This is a genomic window from Pseudoalteromonas umbrosa (assembly GCF_030125375.1).
Lineage (GTDB): Bacteria > Pseudomonadota > Gammaproteobacteria > Enterobacterales > Alteromonadaceae > Pseudoalteromonas > Pseudoalteromonas umbrosa.
In genome coordinates this window covers 165,787-183,775 of the sequence record NZ_JASJUU010000005.1, presented here as the reverse complement: position 1 = coordinate 183,775, position 17,989 = coordinate 165,787, and the positions used below count along the sequence as shown (strand labels likewise).

Here is a 17,989-nt window from a genome sequence, read left to right as displayed (position 1 = left end):
GGATAAATTGGGGTAAAGTAGCGACGCAACTAATTTTTAGGGGAACTCATGTCTTTATCAAAAAATGTACAATCAGAATTTTTAATCGCACCATCTATTTTATCCGCTGATTTTGCGCGTTTGGGTAGCGATGTAGAGAGAGTCATTGAGGCTGGTGCAGATGTTGTGCATTTCGATGTCATGGATAATCATTATGTCCCGAACTTGACGTTTGGTCCGATGATTTGTGAAGCGCTCAGAAATTATGGTATTACGGCGCCGATTGATGTGCATTTGATGATTAAGCCAGTAGATGCCCTTATTCCTAGTTTTGCTAAAGCAGGGGCGGATATCATTACTTTCCATCCAGAAGCAAGTGAGCATGTTGATCGAAGTCTCGCATTAATCAAAGAGCAGGGCTGTGAAGCAGGTTTAGTGTTAAACCCTGCTACGCCATTACATTGCTTAGATTATGTCATGGACAAAGTGGACCAAATTTTATTAATGTCTGTGAACCCTGGCTTTGGAGGACAAAGCTTTATCCCCAACACCCTTGATAAATTGAAACAAGTACGAGAGCGCATAGATGCTTCGGGAAGAAAAATTCGGTTAGAAGTGGATGGCGGCGTTAAAGTGGATAATATTGCGGAAATTGCAGCAGCAGGGGCGGATATGTTCGTTGCTGGGTCGGCAATCTTTAATCAACCAGATTATAAAGCAGTAATTGATGCAATGCGTCAAGAATTGGCCAAGGTGCGCTAATGAAGTTACCAGGTATATTATTTGATTTAGATGGCACGTTAGTGGATAGCGTGACAGAGATGCACTTAGCCTTGAACTTAGCGTTATCAGATGTGGCTTTTCCAGTGGTATCACAAGGGCAAGTACAGCAGTGGGTTGGCAATGGCATTGAAGTTTTAGTTAAGCGCGGTTTGAGCTGTAATGTCGAGATTAACCCTAACTTATCCGATACGCTTATTGAGCAGGCAACTGAACGTTTTAAAGTACATTATCAGGCGTTAGTCGGAGAACATGCAGAACTTTATCCTGGTGTTGAAGTCGGTTTATATGAACTGAGCTCGTTGCCAAAAGCTATAGTGACAAATAAAAGTAGAGCATTTACATTACAGTTGTTGCAAAAGCTTAACATTGAAAAGCATTTTGATGTTATTGTATGTGGAGATGATGGAAACAAAAAGCCAGCTCCTGATTTGTTGCAGCTTGCCTGCGAGCAGCTGGGGATCTCCACAACAGAAGCTGTGATGGTGGGCGACTCCAAAAGTGATATTTTAGCTGCGCAAAGCTCCGAGATATCCGTGATTGCTGTAAATTATGGATATAATCAAGGTGAAGTTTTATCACAGTTTAATCCACAGTACCTCTGTGAGCAGTTCTCAGATATAATTCCTATTTTAACGAACCAAAATTGATATAAAGGAACAAGATGACAAAACCAGTAGTATTAAGTGGCATTCAGCCAACCGGTGGTATGACAATAGGCAATTACGTAGGTGCCATAAACCAGTGGCTTAAGCTACAAGAAGATCACGATTGTTTCTTTATGCTAGTAGATCTTCACGCCATCACGGTGCGTCAAGACCCTGCTCTGATGCGCGAGCGTGTTCTTGACGGCATCGCAATGTATACAGCGTGTGGTATCGACCCAGAAAAGTCAGCGTTATTTGTTCAGTCTCAGGTTCCTGAGCATGCACAGTTAAGCTGGGTGCTTAATTGCTATGCGCAGATGGGTGAGTTGAACCGCATGACGCAGTTCAAAGATAAGTCTTCAAAGCATGCAAACAATGTTAACGTTGGCTTATTTTCGTATCCCGTATTACAAGCTGCAGACATTTTAATTTATCAAGCTGATCAAGTGCCTGTAGGTGAAGATCAAAAGCAACACCTTGAGCTAACTCGTGATATTGCGACACGTTTTAACAATATTTATGGTGATGTATTCAAAGTACCTGAGCCGTATATTCCAGAGTTAGGTGCACGGGTAATGAGTCTGCAAGACCCGTTAAAGAAAATGTCTAAGTCAGATGAAAATCCAAATGCATTTGTGCTTTTACTCGATGAACCGAAAAAAATTGAGAAAAAACTGAAAAAAGCAGTAACGGATTCTGACGAGCAGGCGCGCATTTATTTTGATCGTCAAGAAAAGCCGGGCGTATCAAACTTATTAACTTTGTTGTCTGTTGCAACGGGTCGTTCGGTCGATGCATTGGTACCAGAGTATGAAGATAAAATGTATGGGCACTTGAAAAAGGATACAGCTGCAGCGGTTGTTGAAATGCTAGAGCCTATTCAATCACGTTTTCGTGAGATCCGAGCTGATCAGACATTACTCGATAATATCATGCGCAGCGGCGCAGAAAGAGCAGGCGAGCGTGCTGAAAAAACGTTAAAGGCCGTTTATGACGCAGTAGGATTTATTCCACGCCCATAAAACGATATACAATCGAGATCAAAAGCCAAAGTGTTTATAACGTACTTTGGCTTTTTTAGTTTTAGGCATTAATTAGCGTGTTACGCAGTAGATACCTTGATTAGTTTTACATGCATCTCCTGTTGGACATGTTCTATTTCTAAAGGTCGTTGTTGCAGGAGTAGGCCAAGAACCTGTACCACCCGCGATATGCGGCGTGTTTTCATTAGGTAGTAATCGTTTATCTTGTGATAGTGCCTTTAGGTGCTTTTTATTTAGTTTCATCATTATTTCCTTTATTTAGTTGTATCAAAAGAGCACTAGATTGGTTGAAATTTAGACTAAAGTAAAATGATATAAATTCAAAGAGCTATAGAGAAGTGGTTTTGAGAAATAATAGAAATCTTATCGGGGGAAAAAAGAGTGGCGAGACTTCACCACTCTTTAGCAAGTAAGTCTCAGACCTACCTACTCTCACGCAATTTTTTAAAGTTCAAAATAGTTAGTAAATAGTTTATATAACTCAGTGCCTTGATTGACGCTTGCTGAGGCAAAATGCAAGATAGCAATGGCATCATGTTCAAACTTAATTGGGTTTAGAGCTTCACCTTGCACATATTTGTCCATCCGTAAAATATTCACTAAGGTATCACCCGCGTTAATGTGCTCGCCCAAAGGTGCAACATACTCAACCATACCACCCATAGGGGCGTAAAAAGTTTTATAGTTTTTTAAGTAACAAGCATAACGGTTCATTGATGCTGGTTGATAGTCACCTTCTAGAATAACCTCTTTGTAGGTTAGGTAGCTGAGTATGCTGTTTGCATCAAGTTGCGCATCTTGTAAGTCGATTTGCTCTTGAGAACCTAGCTCTACAGTAAAAGCTTCGTTGATCACATCGAATTGCCGACCTTGTTTTTTGAGGGCTTCACTTAATGCCCACCAAGGGCAGAAACAGGCTTCGTCCATCGCCCCGTCAAACTCATTGGGGATCAGTAATGTATGTGGAATATTGAAATAGGCTGCACTGGCTTGCGCGTACTCAGGGCAATATAAATGTTTTGAAGAGACAGGGCCCGTATGTAAATCTAATACGAAGTCAGCTTCATGGGCGAGGCGCTGTAAATTAACCGCGATACGCATACCTGTATTCATTGTATGCAAGGGCTGGTTAAGTAGTTCATCCGTTTTTTTAATTAATAAATTTTTAAATTCATTGCGGATCTCTTGCTCAGAAGACTGTGCATGATGTATCGCAAACTCTTCTACCAGATGCGTATGGTCATGATACATGCGGTTCCAATTTTCACCTGTGATTGGATCAAAGCGACCTAAGGTAAACTCTCCTGACTTTTGATTGCAGCCAATTGGGTTTGCGTAGGGAACCAAGGTGATAGAGCCTGATAGACGCACTGTTTTAAGCTTTTCTAAAAGTGCATAGATCACGGCATTACCTTGCACTTCTGCACCATGCATATTGGCTTGTATATAAACATGAGGACCAGTATTTCTATCGCCAACTGTAAACACAGGGATAGACATAGCTTGACCATTTGCAAGCTCGGCAACTTGAATTGATGTTTGATTGATCTGATTCATGGTTACCTCAAGTAATTTTCAGGCGTTAATGGTGGTCTAACACATCGAGTTTGACCTGATTGATAAACGTATTCGCTGGGCAGCGTGTGGCACAAAAAATAAGGCATACTTTCAGTGAAGCCGTAAGCACCACATTGGCTAAATACAATCCAGTCATGCTCATTGATATCCTCTGGCAATACATGTTCACCGAGGTGATCTAGTGCAGTGCAAAGAGGGCCATGTAAAGTAAAAGGCACTGAATCATGTTCACTGTCACGCAAGAGTTTGGCTGGAAACGCCTGTGTAGTAACCGCTGGGCGTAAAATATGGTTGATCCCCCCAGCCAAAATCAATTGATTACTGCCGTAGTTCTGTTTTTGCTCGACGACTGGGTTAACATAGTAGCCACATTCTCCGACTGCGTAGCGGCCAAGTTCCATCCATAGCTCATCAACTTTAGTTTGTGTTTTTATGTGTTCTAAGCTGGTTAATATTGCAGGCCAATCAATATCAGGCTGATCTTCGCGATACGGGATACCTAAACCACCACCGAGATCGAGCACACGCAAATGAATATTAAGCTGCTGAGCAAGGGTTAGTAGTGGATCCACCATTTGCTGCCAAAGCGAGGATAATTTTTCAGCGTCAAGCATATTTCCCCATTGGAAAATGTGTAAACCGACAACATCTAAATTTGGAAAGTCAGTCACCACAAGTGAAGACCATTCTTGTGTGCCTAAACCGAAGGGCGTCAAACTATCTCCACCTAGTGGGTTCTTCTCGTTATCAGGCCAGCGCAGTTGAACGCGAAGTAAAATACGCAATCTTGTATTGTGTCGCTTGGCTGCTTCTTGCAACCAAGCCACTTGATTGAGGCTCTCGGCGACAAAGGTGTTGACACCTTGGGTTAAGAAGGCCTCAATTTGACGTTTGGACTTTGCAGGTCCTGTGTTGAGTACGCGCTTTGGGTCGATACCTTGTGCGAGCACTTGCTGTAATTCACCGCTGCTTGCAACGTCAAAGTTAAACCCAGCCTGATCTAGTGTTTGGATAACACTTGACAGCGGGTTTGCCTTAACGGCATACCATAGCTTCACTACGGATTGGTCGGTTAATTGCTGCAGGTGACTGCGCAAAGCATCTAAGTCATAAAGATAGAATGGCTCATGCTGGCTCTGTGTCAGAGTGGTAATGGCACTTTTTACTGGCGTACTCAAAGCAGGCATTAGCGAAGCACCTCTTCTAGCTCAAGTGCTGCGTCACTTTGATCATCGCGATACTTAACAATCAATGCGCACGAAAGATTGAGGCCTTGCTGTTGAGCCCACTCACCTTTCGCAGGGCGAGAACCCGGAATGACGATGGCGTTTTCAGGGATCGCTTCACCTTTGTCTAGCGTGCGTTCGTTAACACAGTCATAAACAGGAATGCTGGCTGAGAGGCGAACACCAGGTGCTAGTACAGCCCCTTTTTTAACGACTACACCCTCAACAAGTACACAGCCCGCGCCAATGAATGCATTGTCTTCGACAACAACAGGGCTGGCACCAACTGGCTCCAGTACACCGCCTACTTGTACTGCCGCACTTAAGTGAACATTTTTACCGATTTGCGCACATGAACCAACCAAGGCATGACTGTCTACCATAGTGCCTTCATCGATGTACGCGCCAATATTAACATAGGCTGGTGGCATGATGATGGTGCCTGCTGCGACGTATGCACCACGGCGAACACTGCTCCCACCTGGCACCATTCGTACGCCAGCGTCAGCAGCAAAGCCTTGTGGTGCTAAGTTATCTTTATCAACAAAGCCACCTGGGTACTCGGTGTTTGTGCCATTTCTAAAAGCTTCTAAAATTCCTTCTTTGACTTCGACATTTGCATGCCAATTACCTTGCTCATCCTGTGTTGCTGCGCGAACAGTGCCGTTTTCTAGATTATTTAATAGGGTTAACCAGCTCATGATACTTCTTTAACTCCAAGATAAAATTGTTGAATTTGCGGTTTTAATAAATGTGGTGTCACTGAGTTCTAAGTGTGTCAGTGGTGGGCGCAGGCGCGGTGTTTCTAGCTGACCCTGTAAGTGCATTAACACTTTGATAGGGACCGGGTTAGCAACGCTAAATAAGCTATTTACAGCATCTGTCCAGGTGGTAAATAAATTTGGAAAGGTGCCCGCCAAAGAGCGTTTTACAAATTCCGCAGTTTGCTGTGGCCACGCGTTGGCAGCAACAGACACAAGACCAGTAGCTCCCGCTTGCGCAAAGTAAGGCATCAAGCCATCATCACCACTATAAATAGCAAGCTCTGGAGAGGCCTTTCTGAATGATTCAAATGTGGCAATGTCGCCACTTGCTTCTTTGAGTGCCCATAGATTTGGATGTGAAGACAAGTTTTCAATTACATTTGGGCTAATTGAAACGGCACTTCGACTCGGTACGTTATATAACATGCAAGGGTGATTACTCGCATCTAACAGGGTTTTGAACCAGTGAGTCAGGCCGACGTTGCCGGGTTTTGCGTATAAAGGTGAACCAACTAAAAATGCATCGACAGGTTGCGCATTACAAAATTCAACCCACTCTAATTGGAGTGCGAGATCGTAACCGCCTATAGCGACCATCAATGGAACACTGGGTGAAAGATCGCAGACAAAGCGTACGATATCACGTTGTTCTTGTTGAGAAAGTGCAAGACCTTCTCCTGTGCTGCCAAGTAACAAAATACCGTTGCCAGCTGCTTGTTGTGCATGCACCAGCTGCGTTAATGTTGCATAATCAACGTGATTATTATCGTCGAATGGCGTAACAAGCGCGGTCCATAACGGGTAGTCAGATAAGTTGTATTTAGATTTCATCTCTACCGAACTTAAATGCTGCTCGGAGACGTGGGACATAAGATATGAAGTCCAGCTTCCGAACAATTAAAATTCGAAGAGCAATGGACTTAAAATAGAAAAAGGCTTGGCCTTAATCTTTCTAAGACCAGAAGCTCTCCACCAAATATGTTGGTGACAGTCGCAGGGATTCAGCCCATGCGCCCGAAAAAATCAGTCAGCAAAAATGATCTCTTCTCGGCGTTACTTCCCCTCACTAGATGTCGACGGAGTTTGCTCTCCTCAACCTAGCTACCTGAATAACGCACCTCTTCCAGCCCTCAAAACAGCTTGTAAAGCTATTTTGCGATATTAGGGTCAGCGCAAATTGAAACATTTTGGCCATCTAGGTGTCAAGTATCAATCTGTAAAAGATGAAAATTAAGCTACACTTGGATATAAAAGCTGTGTGCTACATTATTGTTTTTTGCATCCTACAAGGAGGCAATCGGTTGCTTAAAATACTGAAAACCTTTCGTTTTAGATACATTCTTGCCATTTCTATCATGATGATAGTGATCACAACTGCTATGGCTACGATGCAAGTGCTGTTATCCCAACAAGCGGCCAGTGCTCGGGTAATTAATACTGCTGGGATGCAGAGAATGCTATCGCAAAAAGCTGCATTGCTATTAGGTGCTGAATACATCAGGCAGCATCCCGGCACATTTGATGAGCAGCAATTGCTGCATGACACATTGAGTACGATGGCTGAGAATCAAGCTTTTTTACTGCAGCAATCTGAGCAAAGATATGTCCATTTATCACGTGATTTACAGGCGTTTTATTTTCAGCAACCCGCTGCTTTAGCTACGCGCGTAGAACAGTTTATTGTATTGGTTGAATCTGCACATAAACAAGCTTTATTAGGTCAGTTAAAAGTAGAGCGTCTGATCCAGGTCCAAACTCGTGCTAGTGAGCTCTTGGTGTATTTAGATCAAGCGGTGACGCTGCATGAACTGGTTGCGACAGATAAGGTTAAAAAGTTACAAAATGTTGAACTCTTTATTTGGATTTTTGGCTTATTAATCTTGATATTAGAAGCGCGTTGGATTTTTTACCCCATGGAGCAAAGCATTCAAAATAAGATTGCACATTTACAGAAGTTACGCTTAGAAGCAAACCGTTTAAAGCGTAGTAAAAGCGAGTTTTTGGCCAGAGCAAGTCATGAAATGCGTACGCCATTGCAAGCGATAATTGGCTATTTAACGTTGTTTAAAGAATCGGCGAAAGCCGCGCATTTGGAAGTTGTTGAGCATGCGGCTAAGCAGCTTAATATTTTATTATCGTCGATAGATGATTATAACGTGCTATCGGAGCATAAAGACATTAAGTTAGAGAGCAAAGTGGCGTGTCTGTCAGAGACCATTTCCCATGCTGTGGCGATTTATAAGCCGCTGCTGCAACAAAAGTCTCTTTTGTTTAACACTGACTTAGGTGAAGGGCTCACAAGACCTGTGATGTGTGATCATAATCGCACCGCTTGGTTGGTTGGACAAATTTTAGATAATGCCGTGAAATATACGGAATATGGCGAAGTTAGCTTAGAAGCTGATTGTATTGTGACAAAAAGTGGCGAAGGCATTTTTAGATGTATCATCTCTGACACAGGCCCGGGTATTGCGCAGTCACAAGCTAAAATCGATGAAGAGGAAAACTTTCAAGGCATGCAATTAGGTCTAACGCGTGCGCAATTAATTGTCACTATGCTTGGCGGGAAAATTGTATTCAACGACAATGTGCCCCATGGTACGCAGGTTTTGCTTGAGTTGCCTGTTGATATCGCTACACCATCACCGGCAAATTCAGCCATAGAGAGATGCAAAATACCTGTTTTGTTGGTGGAGGATAATTTACTTAATGCCCGCGTTGTCGTGACTTTACTTGAAAAGTTGGGATTATCAGTCGTGCATGTAGTGAATGGGCAGGAGGCGTTGTCTGAACTGCAAAAACAAGACTTTAGCCTAGTTCTGATGGATTTAAATATGCCTATCATGGATGGTTTTACGGCGATAAAAATGATCAGACATAATCTCGGGCTTGAAGTGCCGATATTAGTGCTTACAGCGAACACGTCAGAGCAAGCGGTTAGTCGAGTCTATGAGCTCGGAGCCAATACACATTTGTTTAAACCAGTAGATCTACAAGCACTGCAAGAGAAAGTTGAAATTCTGACTATGCCTTCAATGGCTAGTAATACACTTTAAAGCTGTTGCTAAAACATAGCGGCGGGTGCACAAGGTCGCACCCACCTTATCTGGTTTAAATTCGTTTAATAGTAAAGCCTTGCGCTCTTAGAAGTGCGATGAGACCGTCTTTTTTTGGTAAATGCAGAGCACCGACAGCAATGAAATGTGAGCTCTTTTTCATGTCCGGCAGTAACGTCCGCACCCAAGTATGATTACGGTCGATCACTAAAACTTGCTCTGCGAGGCGTGCATATTTTGAGCCATCAAAGCTTAATTCATAGTAGTTCGCCAATTTGCTGTCGTTACCTGTTTTCCATGCGTTAATCATTTCTTTTATAAAACTATCGGAATCCTGCATTTGCGATAGAGTTTGTGTGACCATTTCATCACTGAATATGGCGACATGACTGAACATTTCCAGCTGTTGTTCAAATACTTCTAACTCTTTAATCTTTTTATTATGTTGATTGGCATAGGCAATTACCTGTTTATCAATTCCATATGTGTCACTAAATCCAGACTTTTGGTATTCAAGTTGCACCATAGTTAAGATAACAGTCCATGCCGGCATACTATCGAAAAGTGCTATATTGATATTGCGTTTGGAGAAATAAGCCTTAAGCTGCTGATAGACCTCTTTAGAAAGTGCTTGTGGCAAGGGCCTGCTACTTGAGTTGGCGATAAATGCTGCTGTTCTATTTTGGATTTCAAAAGGTGAGAGTGCGCTGATATTAAGTTCAACAACAGTATGGTCAGATTGCTCTATTGCGGTTTTAACTTTATCAGGTAGACCCTTCATACTTGGATCCCCAACATGTACCGTGCCGAATAGGTAAGATGTTACGCCATTTTTTTCGACACTCCAAAGCGCAGGAGAGGCGTAACTCATGGTACTAAAAAGCACTAATAAGCAAAATGAGATAAGTAACTTGAAAGGCAAAATTTGTTTCACTGCGGCGGTCCTTTTTAATCTTGGAGTCAACATCATAATCAATTGCTGATGTAAATCACAAAAATTTAATACAAAAACATGATGCGCATAATTGTCTTCGATATTTTTGAGACGCCTTGCCATATCCAAAGTTATTCAAGTCGAGTTAAATATTTAATCCTTTTTTTGTTGTTTTTTAGGTTTTATTTTTCTTTATTGTGGTTTTGTGACATTTATTTAGCATAGTTTTTATGGTTGACTTGTCGGCTATCGCGGGTTACTAATAGAATAAAGCACAGGCAGTAAGAATCGTTCTGCCGAAAATGGCATCAAGCACAGTTTAATTTTGGATTTAGATTTATGTTACTAACAGCAACGCTACTAGTCGTGATTATCAACGTGGTGATTATTATTACCGCGGGGGCTTCGTAGTGCTGTAAGAAAAGAATCAGCTGAGAGCCCCCCGCACTGAAAAGTTCGGGGGGCTTTTTCGTTTTAGGGCAAAAAAACAGAGCAAAGGGCAATGAGCAAAACAATGACAGGCGCACAAATGGTGATTGATATCCTTGTTAAACAAGGTATTTCAGACGTATTCGGTTACCCCGGTGGGGCAATTATGCCGATTTACGATGCGCTTTATGGTGCACCACTGAAGCATTATTTAACGCGCCATGAGCAGGGTGCTGGATTTGCTGCGGTCGGTTATGCACGCAGTACAGGTAAGTTAGGGGTGTGTTTTGCCACCTCAGGGCCAGGGGCTACAAATTTGGTGACCGCATTGGCAGATGCCATGATGGACTCTGTGCCCTTGCTAGCTATTACAGGCCAAGTACCCACAGCGGCGATTGGCTCAGATGCTTTTCAAGAAGTGGATGTGTTAGGCATGTCGCTGTCTTGCACCAAACACAGCTTTATGGTCGAGCGCCCGGAAGAGCTCGCTGAAGTGCTTCAGCAAGCGATGCACTTGGCTGTCTCTGGACGCCCAGGTCCCGTATTGGTTGATATTCCAAAAGATATACAACAAGCCTTGGTGCCGTTTTCGCCATGGACTGCGCAAGTACAGGCTCAAGACGAACCTGTTTTGCATGAATTGGGTTTAGCCAATGAATTGCTACAACAAGCGCAAAAACCAGTTGCTTATGTTGGCGGTGGTGTTCACAGCGCCGATGCTCAGCCTGCTTTGATGGCATTTTTAGCACAGACCAATATGCCAGCTGTATCGACTTTAAAAGCCCTTGGCAGTGTGTTGCCTGAATACGAATATGACTTAGGTATGCTTGGTATGCACGGCACTAAAGCAGCGAACTTAGCCGTACAAGAGTGTGATTTATTGGTGTGTATCGGCGCGCGCTTTGACGACCGAGTTACTGGTAATTTGGCTAAATTTGCCTCGAGAGCAAAGGTGATACACCTCGACATTGATGCGGCTGAAATCGGAAAGCGTAAGCCAGCGGCAGCGTCATTGGTGGCCGATTTGAATACCTCCTTACCTTTACTCAAAGGCACATTAGCACCAGCAGCATGGCGAGCACACATCAGCCGCATGAAACAAGAGCATGCTTGGCGATATGATTACCCAGGGGAGAAAGTATTTGCACCGTATTTACTGAATAAGCTCAGTCAGGATGTCCCTCGAGATACTGTAGTTTGCTGCGATGTTGGTCAGCATCAAATGTGGGTCGCGCAGCATATGAAGTTTGCCCATCCGAGTAATCACCTTAGCAGCGGTGGCGCAGGCACCATGGGGTTTGGCCTGCCAGCAGCCATTGGCGCAAAAATAGCGCGTCCAGACAACATGGTGATCACCGTATCTGGCGATGGTTCTATCATGATGAATATTCAGGAGCTGGCCACCATCAGAAGAAACAATCTTGCGGTTAAGATTGTGATTTTAGATAACCAAAGACTAGGTATGGTGAGGCAGTGGCAAGAGCTATTTTTCTCAGCGCGATATAGTGAAACAAATTTATCTGACAACCCTGATTTTGTGCAACTTGCTGCTGTATTTGGCATTCCAGGGCAAACCATTACTCACGCATCTGAAGTCGATGGTGCAATTGAACAACTCGTAAATAGTGAAGGGCCTTACATCTTACACGCGTGTATTGATGATAAAGAAAATGTATGGCCACTGGTTCCGCCGGGTGCGGCAAACGATGAAATGTTAACGGAGAATACACAATGAAACATCAATTAACTGTAGCTGTAAAAAATCAAAGCGTGGCTGTTGAGCGTTTCTTGCGTGTGGCACGTCACCGTGGGTTTCGTTTGATGCAGCTTCAATTAGAGGGCCAGGATGAACTCTTTCATGTCAAAATGACGGTAGATAGTGACAAGCCTATCTATCTATTAACGTCACAATTAAATAAGCTAGTGGATGTGCAATCGGTTGATTTGCATACATTACAGCAGCAGGCAATATAACAAAATTAAGGTTTATAAGAATGACACAAACATCTGAATTAATTTGGCACAACGGCGAAATGATCCCTTATCAAGAAGCAACAACGCACGTATTGAGCCACGCTCTGCATTATGGCAGTTCGGTTTTTGAAGGGATCCGCGCATATGAAACGCCTAATGGTCCGGCTATTTTTCGCCTAGATGATCATATCCAACGTTTATTTGATTCAGCAAAAATTTATCGCATGGAGATCCCTTTTACAAAAGAAGAGATCAAAACAGCGTGCAAGCAGGCAGTAAAAGAAAATGGTTTTAGCAACGCGTATTTAAGACCGTTTGCCTTCTTAGGGCATGTTGGTTTAGGGCTTAATCCAAAATCGCATCGTGCGGATGTCACTGTGGCAGCAATGGAGTGGGGCGCTTATTTAGGTGAAGATAGTTTGGCACAAGGTGTTGATGTTTGTGTGTCTTCATGGAGTCGACTTGCCCCAAATACAATGCCGACAGCGGCAAAAGCCGGCGGTAACTATCTATCATCTCAGCTGATTTCAGGTGAAGCAAAGCGCAACGGTTATGTAGAAGGTATTGCGCTAGATGTGAATGGCTATCTGAGTGAAGGCGCGGGCGAGAACTTATTTGTGGTTAAAAAAGGCGTGCTTTATACACCGCCCACAACCGCTTGTATTTTACCAGGTCTGACGCGCGACACGATTATTCATCTAGCCAAAGAGCGAGGTTATGAAGTACGTGAAGAGCCGATTGCCCGTGAAGCACTGTATCTTGCTGATGAATTTTTCATGGTAGGGACTGCGGCAGAGGTGGTACCTGTGCGCAGTGTTGACCAAATTCAAGTGGGTGAAGGTCAACGTGGTCCTATCACAGCAGAATTACAGCAAGCCTATTTTGATTTAGTTAAAGGGCAATCAAGCGATCCTCAGGGCTGGTTAGATTACGTAAACAGCTAGTACTGAGAGTATATATTTTTTGGGAATGAGGGTTTACCGAGCATCGGTATTTAAATAAAAAGGGGTCAACATGGCTAAGTTACGTAGTAAAACAACGACTGAAGGACGCAAACGAGCAGGCGCAAGAGCGCTTTGGCGTGCGACAGGAATGACGGATGAAGATTTTCACAAACCGATGATTGCGGTCGTCAATTCGTATACACAATTTGTACCTGGCCATGTTCACCTCAACCAACTGAGTGATTTGATGGCGGATGCCATCCGTGAAGCTGGTGGCGTACCTCGTGAATTTAATACCATCGCGATTGATGATGGTATCGCCATGGGTCATGGCGGGATGCTGTACTCTCTACCATCAAGGGACCTCATCGCGGACTCGGTAGAATATATGGTAAATGCACACTGCGCGGATGCCATGGTGTGTATTTCAAACTGTGACAAGATCACACCGGGCATGCTATTAGCGGCTTTGAGGTTAAATATTCCCGTTATCTTTGTATCGGGTGGGCCAATGGAAGCGGGTAAAACCCGTCTTGCAGACATTGACTTAAAGTTGGACTTAGTGGATGCCATGGTAAAAGGCGCGGATCCAACGGTCAGTGATGAAGATTCTGAGCAGGTTGAGCGTTCTGCGTGCCCAACATGCGGCTCGTGTTCAGGTATGTTTACCGCTAACTCAATGAACTGTCTGCTTGAGTCTCTAGGCTTGGCATTGCCAGGCAATGGCACGACCCTTGCGACGCATAAAGACAGAGGGCAACTATATAACGGTGCCGCAAAACGTATTGTTGCGCTGTGTGATGAATATTACCGTCAAGATAATGAAGCGGTTTTACCGCGTAATATTGCCAATCAAGCGGCGTTTAATAACGCGATGACACTCGATATTGCGATGGGAGGCTCATCAAATACGGTATTACATATTTTGGCTGCCGCGCAAGAGGCGGGTGTTGATTTTGATATGGCGGACATTGACCAGTTATCAAGAAATACGCCTTTCCTATGTAAAGTAGCACCAGCTACGCAGCAGTATCACATTGAAGATGTGCACCGTGCTGGTGGCATCATGGCGATTTTAAATGAGCTGGCAAAAGCAGGTAAGTTAGATCTGAGTGTGGGCCACGTGGCGGGTGGTACATTAGGTGATGTCTTAGCGCGTTGGGATGCTAATGACAGCAATAATGAAAAAGCGCAAAAGTTTTATCGTGCAGGCCCAGCGGGGATCCGTACAACGCAAGCAATGAGCCAAGAATACCGCTGGGATACATTAGATTTGGACCGAGAAGGCGGGTGTATTCGCAGTGCTGAGCATGCATTTCGTCAAGATGGTGGCCTTGCGGTCTTAACCGGCAACCTTGCCCCTGATGGCTGTATCGTTAAAAGCGCTGGAGTGGTAGATGAAATGTTGGAATTCACAGGCCCTGCTGTGGTGTATGAATCACAAGATGATGCGGTTGAAGGGATCTTGGGTGGCCAAGTTAAAAAGGGCGATGTCGTGGTGATACGATATGAGGGGCCAAAAGGTGGTCCGGGCATGCAAGAAATGCTTTATCCAACCAGTTACTTAAAATCTATGGGCCTTGATAAAGATTGTGCGTTACTTACCGACGGCCGTTTTTCTGGGGGCACTTCAGGTCTATCAATTGGTCATGTATCACCGGAAGCTGCGAGCGAAGGCACATTGGCATTGATTGAAAATGGCGATTTGATAGCGATTAATATACATACACGTGGCATTGATGTGTTACTCGATGACACTGAACTTGCACTGCGCAGAGAGAAGCAACTTGCGCGTGGTAAAGAGGCATATAAGCCTGTTGATCGCGAACGAGTCGTGACGCCTGCATTAAAAGCATACGCATTGCTTGCAACCAGTGCAGACAAAGGAGCTGTGCGTGATTTAGAGAAATTAGAGGAGCTCAGTTAGCTATGGTGGCACAAGAGCTAGATTACTTTCGGGCTATTATCCAAGCGAATATGGCCCCTCTGGTGAAGCAAACGGATGTGAGTCACTTAAAAGGGTTATCGGAACGGCTCAAGCACCAAGTTTGGCTTAAGCGGGAAGATCAACAACCTGTTTATTCTTTCAAACTCAGAGGCGCATTCAATAAGTTGCGCCAACTGCCTGCGCATTCTCATGTGATCACGGCATCAGCAGGTAATCATGCGCAAGGGGTGGCACTGAGTGCTGCTCACCTAGGTCATCAGGCAACCATTGTTATGCCTGTCACGACCCCTGAAATAAAAGTGAATGCAGTGCGTAATTTGGGCGGACATGTTGTATTACATGGTCACCACTTTGATGCAGCGAATACGTATGCGCAATCTTTATGTCAGCAAGAAGGGGGCGTGTTTGTGCCACCGTTTGATGATAAAGATGTGATTGTTGGTCAGGGAACGGTTGCACGTGAAATGATGCAGCAATTAGACAAGTTAGATGTGGTGTTTATCCCAGTTGGCGGCGGGGGGCTACTAGCCGGCATGGCGGTATATATTAAATCTTTGCGTCCGGATATACGCGTAGTTGGCGTCGAAGCAACGGAAAGCGCGTGTTTGCATGCCGCAATGCAGCAGGGTCAACCGGTAGAGTTGGATCAAGTAGGTTGTTTTGCTGACGGGATCGCGGTGAAGCGGATCGGTGAAGAAACATTTCGACTTGCGCAGACGTATTGCGATGAAGTGATACTGGTCTCAACCGACGAAATTTGCGCCGCAGTACAAGATATCTTCGTTGAAACGCGGGCAATCGCGGAACCATCAGGTGCGGTTGCGTTAGCTGGGCTAAAAAAGTGGAGTATGGCACAGAGCGATTCTGAACTTTCTTTAGCGGCTGTACTTTCTGGGGCAAATCTCAATTTTGATCGTTTGAGATATATTGCTGAGCGCACAGCGCTGGGTGCAAAAAGTGAAGCGTTATTTGGCGTGACCATTGACGAGCAAAGAGGTAGTTTCAAGCAGTTCTGCCAAACATTGGGTGGGCGAGCGATCACTGAGTTTAACTACCGTTTTGCCGGTGGCACAAAAGCACAAATATTTGTCGGGGTTGGACTAAGAAATGCAGAGCAAGAGCTACAAGAGTTGACATCAAGTCTCTCTGAAAATGGATATGAGTTTACCGATTTGTCGGATAACGAGCTGGCCAAATTGCATATTCGTTATATGGTCGGTGGCAAGCCGCCTGTTGAGATCCAAGAGCGATTATTACGATTTGAGTTTCCAGAGTACCCTGGTGCACTGCTCAGGTTTTTAGAGACTTTAGGCAGCGAATGGAACATCACTTTGTTCCACTATCGTAATCATGGAGCTGCGAAAGGTCATGTTTTGGCAGGGTTTGAAATGGCACCGCAAGAGTATGCTAAATTTGAGGAGCATCTTGGGCGTCTGGGATACGATTACCGAGATGAAACAAGTAACCCATGTTTTTCTCAATACCTTAAATCTGAACAAGATTTTGCACGTAAAGTGGGATGAATTAATTACAACTCCTGTTCTTTCTGTCCTTTGACTTCTATATTCATTGATAGATTCTCTAAGGACAGCCTATGCTTCGTTGCTTTTATTTATTTGCCTTCATTTGCACCAGTGTCCATGCATCTGTACTAGAGCCTGTCACACTTCAACTTAAGTGGGTCCACCAATTTCAATTTGCTGGTTATTATGTTGCCAAACAAAAAGGCTTTTATCGACAAGCAGGGTTAGACGTGAATATTGTCCCTGCACAGAAACACCAGCCTGATGAACAGTTCAAAGTACTTTCAGGCCAAGCTCAATTCGGTGTTACACATTCGGGGTTGTTAGATCAGCGTATGCAAGGAAAGCCTTTAATTGCTTTGGCTGCGATTTTTCAATCTTCGCCTTATTGCTGGATGGTTCGCGCTGACAGTGATATTTACTCTCCAAAAGATTTCCAAGGCAAAAAAATTAGTCACTTGGGGCGTACTGAGGGGGCTGAGTTGGTATTGATACTAGAGCGTGCAGGTATAGATGTGAACCAATTGCCTATTTATTCAGGTTTGTCTCCTTTGAAAGATTTTAAATCAGGTCAGTTTGATGCGTTGCAAGTGTATGTGTCTAATGAGCCATTTAAAATGGCACAGCAAGGTATTGCAACACGTCAGATATGTCCAAAGCATTATGGCATCAATGTTTATGCGGATATTTTATTTACCTCTGAAGATGTTTATAAGTATCGACCTGAAATGGTCTCTAAATTTCGCAGTGCAAGTTTGCGAGGGTGGCGCTATGCGCTGGCGAATTTAGAGGAAGCCTTGCAAATCACTAAGCTTTACGCGACACAAAAAAGCTTTGAGGAGTTGGCTAATGAAGCAGATAAATTAGTCCCTTTTATAAAAGCGCCCGGGATCCCAATTGGCAATATGTCTCTGGCTAGGTGGCAGTGGATAGCGCAGCTATATCATTTAGATATTGTGGCTTTTCATGAGCATAAAAATGCGTTTTTATATTCCGAAGAGAGCATCAATGATATCAATTGGTCTTGGATGCTCATTTTAGCTATCGTGATGAGTGTACTTTGCATCCCTATGTATGTTGGCTTGGCACTGCAAAGAAAAAACTATAGTTTGACGGACTGACGAGAAAGCGAGCTAGAGGTTTTCTATCATCATGATGATAGAT

General features: G+C 44.0%; 16 protein-coding genes and 1 riboswitch. Of the genes, 10 read left to right on the top strand and 6 right to left on the bottom strand.

What is annotated here, in order from left to right; genetic code table 11:
* Positions 1 to 48: 48 nt before the first annotated feature.
* The 3 genes from rpe to trpS are packed head-to-tail and all read left to right on the top strand — an operon-like array spanning position 49 to position 2,428.
* Entirely contained in the window at positions 49 to 741 is a 693-nt protein-coding gene (rpe, locus tag QNM16_RS17950; protein ID WP_284021755.1) for a ribulose-phosphate 3-epimerase, read from the top strand.
* Positions 741 to 1,409: an HAD family hydrolase gene (locus QNM16_RS17945; RefSeq protein WP_284021754.1), complete on the top strand. Its 669-nt coding sequence runs from the start codon at positions 741 to 743 to the stop codon at positions 1,407 to 1,409. The genes rpe and QNM16_RS17945 overlap by 1 nt, the downstream gene beginning before the upstream one ends.
* Before the next feature lie 14 nt (positions 1,410 to 1,423).
* A complete protein-coding gene (trpS, locus tag QNM16_RS17940; protein WP_063362829.1) occupies positions 1,424 to 2,428 on the top strand; it encodes a tryptophan--tRNA ligase in 1,005 nt (334 codons plus the stop codon).
* 72 nt (positions 2,429 to 2,500) lie between these two features.
* Here trpS and QNM16_RS17935 read toward each other — a convergent pair whose 3' ends face one another.
* The 5 genes from QNM16_RS17935 to dapA all read right to left on the bottom strand — a co-directional run bounded on the left by QNM16_RS17935 (position 2,501) and on the right by dapA (position 6,848).
* On the bottom strand, positions 2,501 to 2,695 hold the full coding sequence (locus tag QNM16_RS17935) for a hypothetical protein (protein WP_237135646.1): 195 nt from the start codon (positions 2,693 to 2,695) through the stop codon (positions 2,501 to 2,503).
* A gap of 198 nt (positions 2,696 to 2,893) precedes the next feature.
* Positions 2,894 to 4,006: a succinylglutamate desuccinylase/aspartoacylase family protein gene (locus QNM16_RS17930; protein WP_284021753.1), complete on the bottom strand. Its 1,113-nt coding sequence runs from the start codon at positions 4,004 to 4,006 to the stop codon at positions 2,894 to 2,896.
* 2 nt (positions 4,007 to 4,008) lie between these two features.
* Positions 4,009 to 5,214 carry a PLP-dependent decarboxylase gene (locus tag QNM16_RS17925; protein ID WP_284021752.1) on the bottom strand — a complete coding sequence of 402 codons (1,206 nt, stop codon included), beginning with the start codon at positions 5,212 to 5,214 and terminating at the stop codon, positions 4,009 to 4,011.
* The gene (locus QNM16_RS17920) at positions 5,214 to 5,954 is read right to left on the bottom strand and encodes a 2,3,4,5-tetrahydropyridine-2,6-dicarboxylate N-succinyltransferase (protein WP_284021751.1); all 741 of its coding nucleotides are present in this window, start codon (positions 5,952 to 5,954) and stop codon (positions 5,214 to 5,216) included. Before QNM16_RS17920 ends, QNM16_RS17925 begins: the two co-directional genes overlap by 1 nt.
* 9 nt (positions 5,955 to 5,963) lie before the next feature.
* Positions 5,964 to 6,848, bottom strand: coding sequence for a 4-hydroxy-tetrahydrodipicolinate synthase (gene dapA, locus QNM16_RS17915; protein WP_284021813.1), 885 nt, complete (start codon positions 6,846 to 6,848; stop codon positions 5,964 to 5,966).
* 123 nt (positions 6,849 to 6,971) lie between these two features.
* Positions 6,972 to 7,148: riboswitch (Lysine riboswitch) on the bottom strand.
* A 170-nt stretch (positions 7,149 to 7,318) separates the two neighbouring features.
* Here dapA and QNM16_RS17910 point away from each other — a divergent pair.
* On the top strand, positions 7,319 to 9,073 hold the full coding sequence (locus QNM16_RS17910) for a response regulator (RefSeq protein WP_284021750.1): 1,755 nt from the start codon (positions 7,319 to 7,321) through the stop codon (positions 9,071 to 9,073).
* A gap of 55 nt (positions 9,074 to 9,128) precedes the next feature.
* Here the strand turns inward: QNM16_RS17910 and QNM16_RS17905 are convergent, their stop codons facing one another.
* Positions 9,129 to 10,007: a TraB/GumN family protein gene (locus tag QNM16_RS17905; RefSeq protein WP_284021749.1), complete on the bottom strand. Its 879-nt coding sequence runs from the start codon at positions 10,005 to 10,007 to the stop codon at positions 9,129 to 9,131.
* Positions 10,008 to 10,521: 514 nt separating this feature from the next.
* On the opposite strand from QNM16_RS17905, the gene ilvG reads away from it, so the two are divergent.
* The 6 genes from ilvG to QNM16_RS17875 all read left to right on the top strand — a co-directional run bounded on the left by ilvG (position 10,522) and on the right by QNM16_RS17875 (position 17,946).
* Positions 10,522 to 12,171 carry an acetolactate synthase 2 catalytic subunit gene (ilvG, locus tag QNM16_RS17900; protein WP_284021812.1) on the top strand — a complete coding sequence of 550 codons (1,650 nt, stop codon included), beginning with the start codon at positions 10,522 to 10,524 and terminating at the stop codon, positions 12,169 to 12,171.
* Positions 12,168 to 12,410, top strand: coding sequence for an acetolactate synthase 2 small subunit (ilvM, locus tag QNM16_RS17895; protein WP_063356859.1), 243 nt, complete (start codon positions 12,168 to 12,170; stop codon positions 12,408 to 12,410). The genes ilvG and ilvM overlap by 4 nt, the downstream gene beginning before the upstream one ends.
* A 20-nt stretch (positions 12,411 to 12,430) precedes the next feature.
* Positions 12,431 to 13,354, top strand: a complete 924-nt coding sequence (locus tag QNM16_RS17890; RefSeq protein WP_039607581.1) for a branched-chain amino acid transaminase — start codon at positions 12,431 to 12,433, stop codon at positions 13,352 to 13,354.
* Between the two features lie 70 nt (positions 13,355 to 13,424).
* Complete coding sequence (gene ilvD, locus QNM16_RS17885; protein ID WP_284021748.1) at positions 13,425 to 15,281, top strand: dihydroxy-acid dehydratase; 1,857 nt, start codon at positions 13,425 to 13,427, stop codon at positions 15,279 to 15,281.
* Positions 15,282 to 15,283: 2 nt separating this feature from the next.
* On the top strand, positions 15,284 to 16,825 hold the full coding sequence (gene ilvA, locus QNM16_RS17880) for a threonine ammonia-lyase, biosynthetic (protein ID WP_284021747.1): 1,542 nt from the start codon (positions 15,284 to 15,286) through the stop codon (positions 16,823 to 16,825).
* A 71-nt stretch (positions 16,826 to 16,896) separates the two neighbouring features.
* Positions 16,897 to 17,946: an ABC transporter substrate-binding protein gene (locus QNM16_RS17875; protein WP_284021746.1), complete on the top strand. Its 1,050-nt coding sequence runs from the start codon at positions 16,897 to 16,899 to the stop codon at positions 17,944 to 17,946.
* Positions 17,947 to 17,989: the final 43 nt, after the last annotated feature.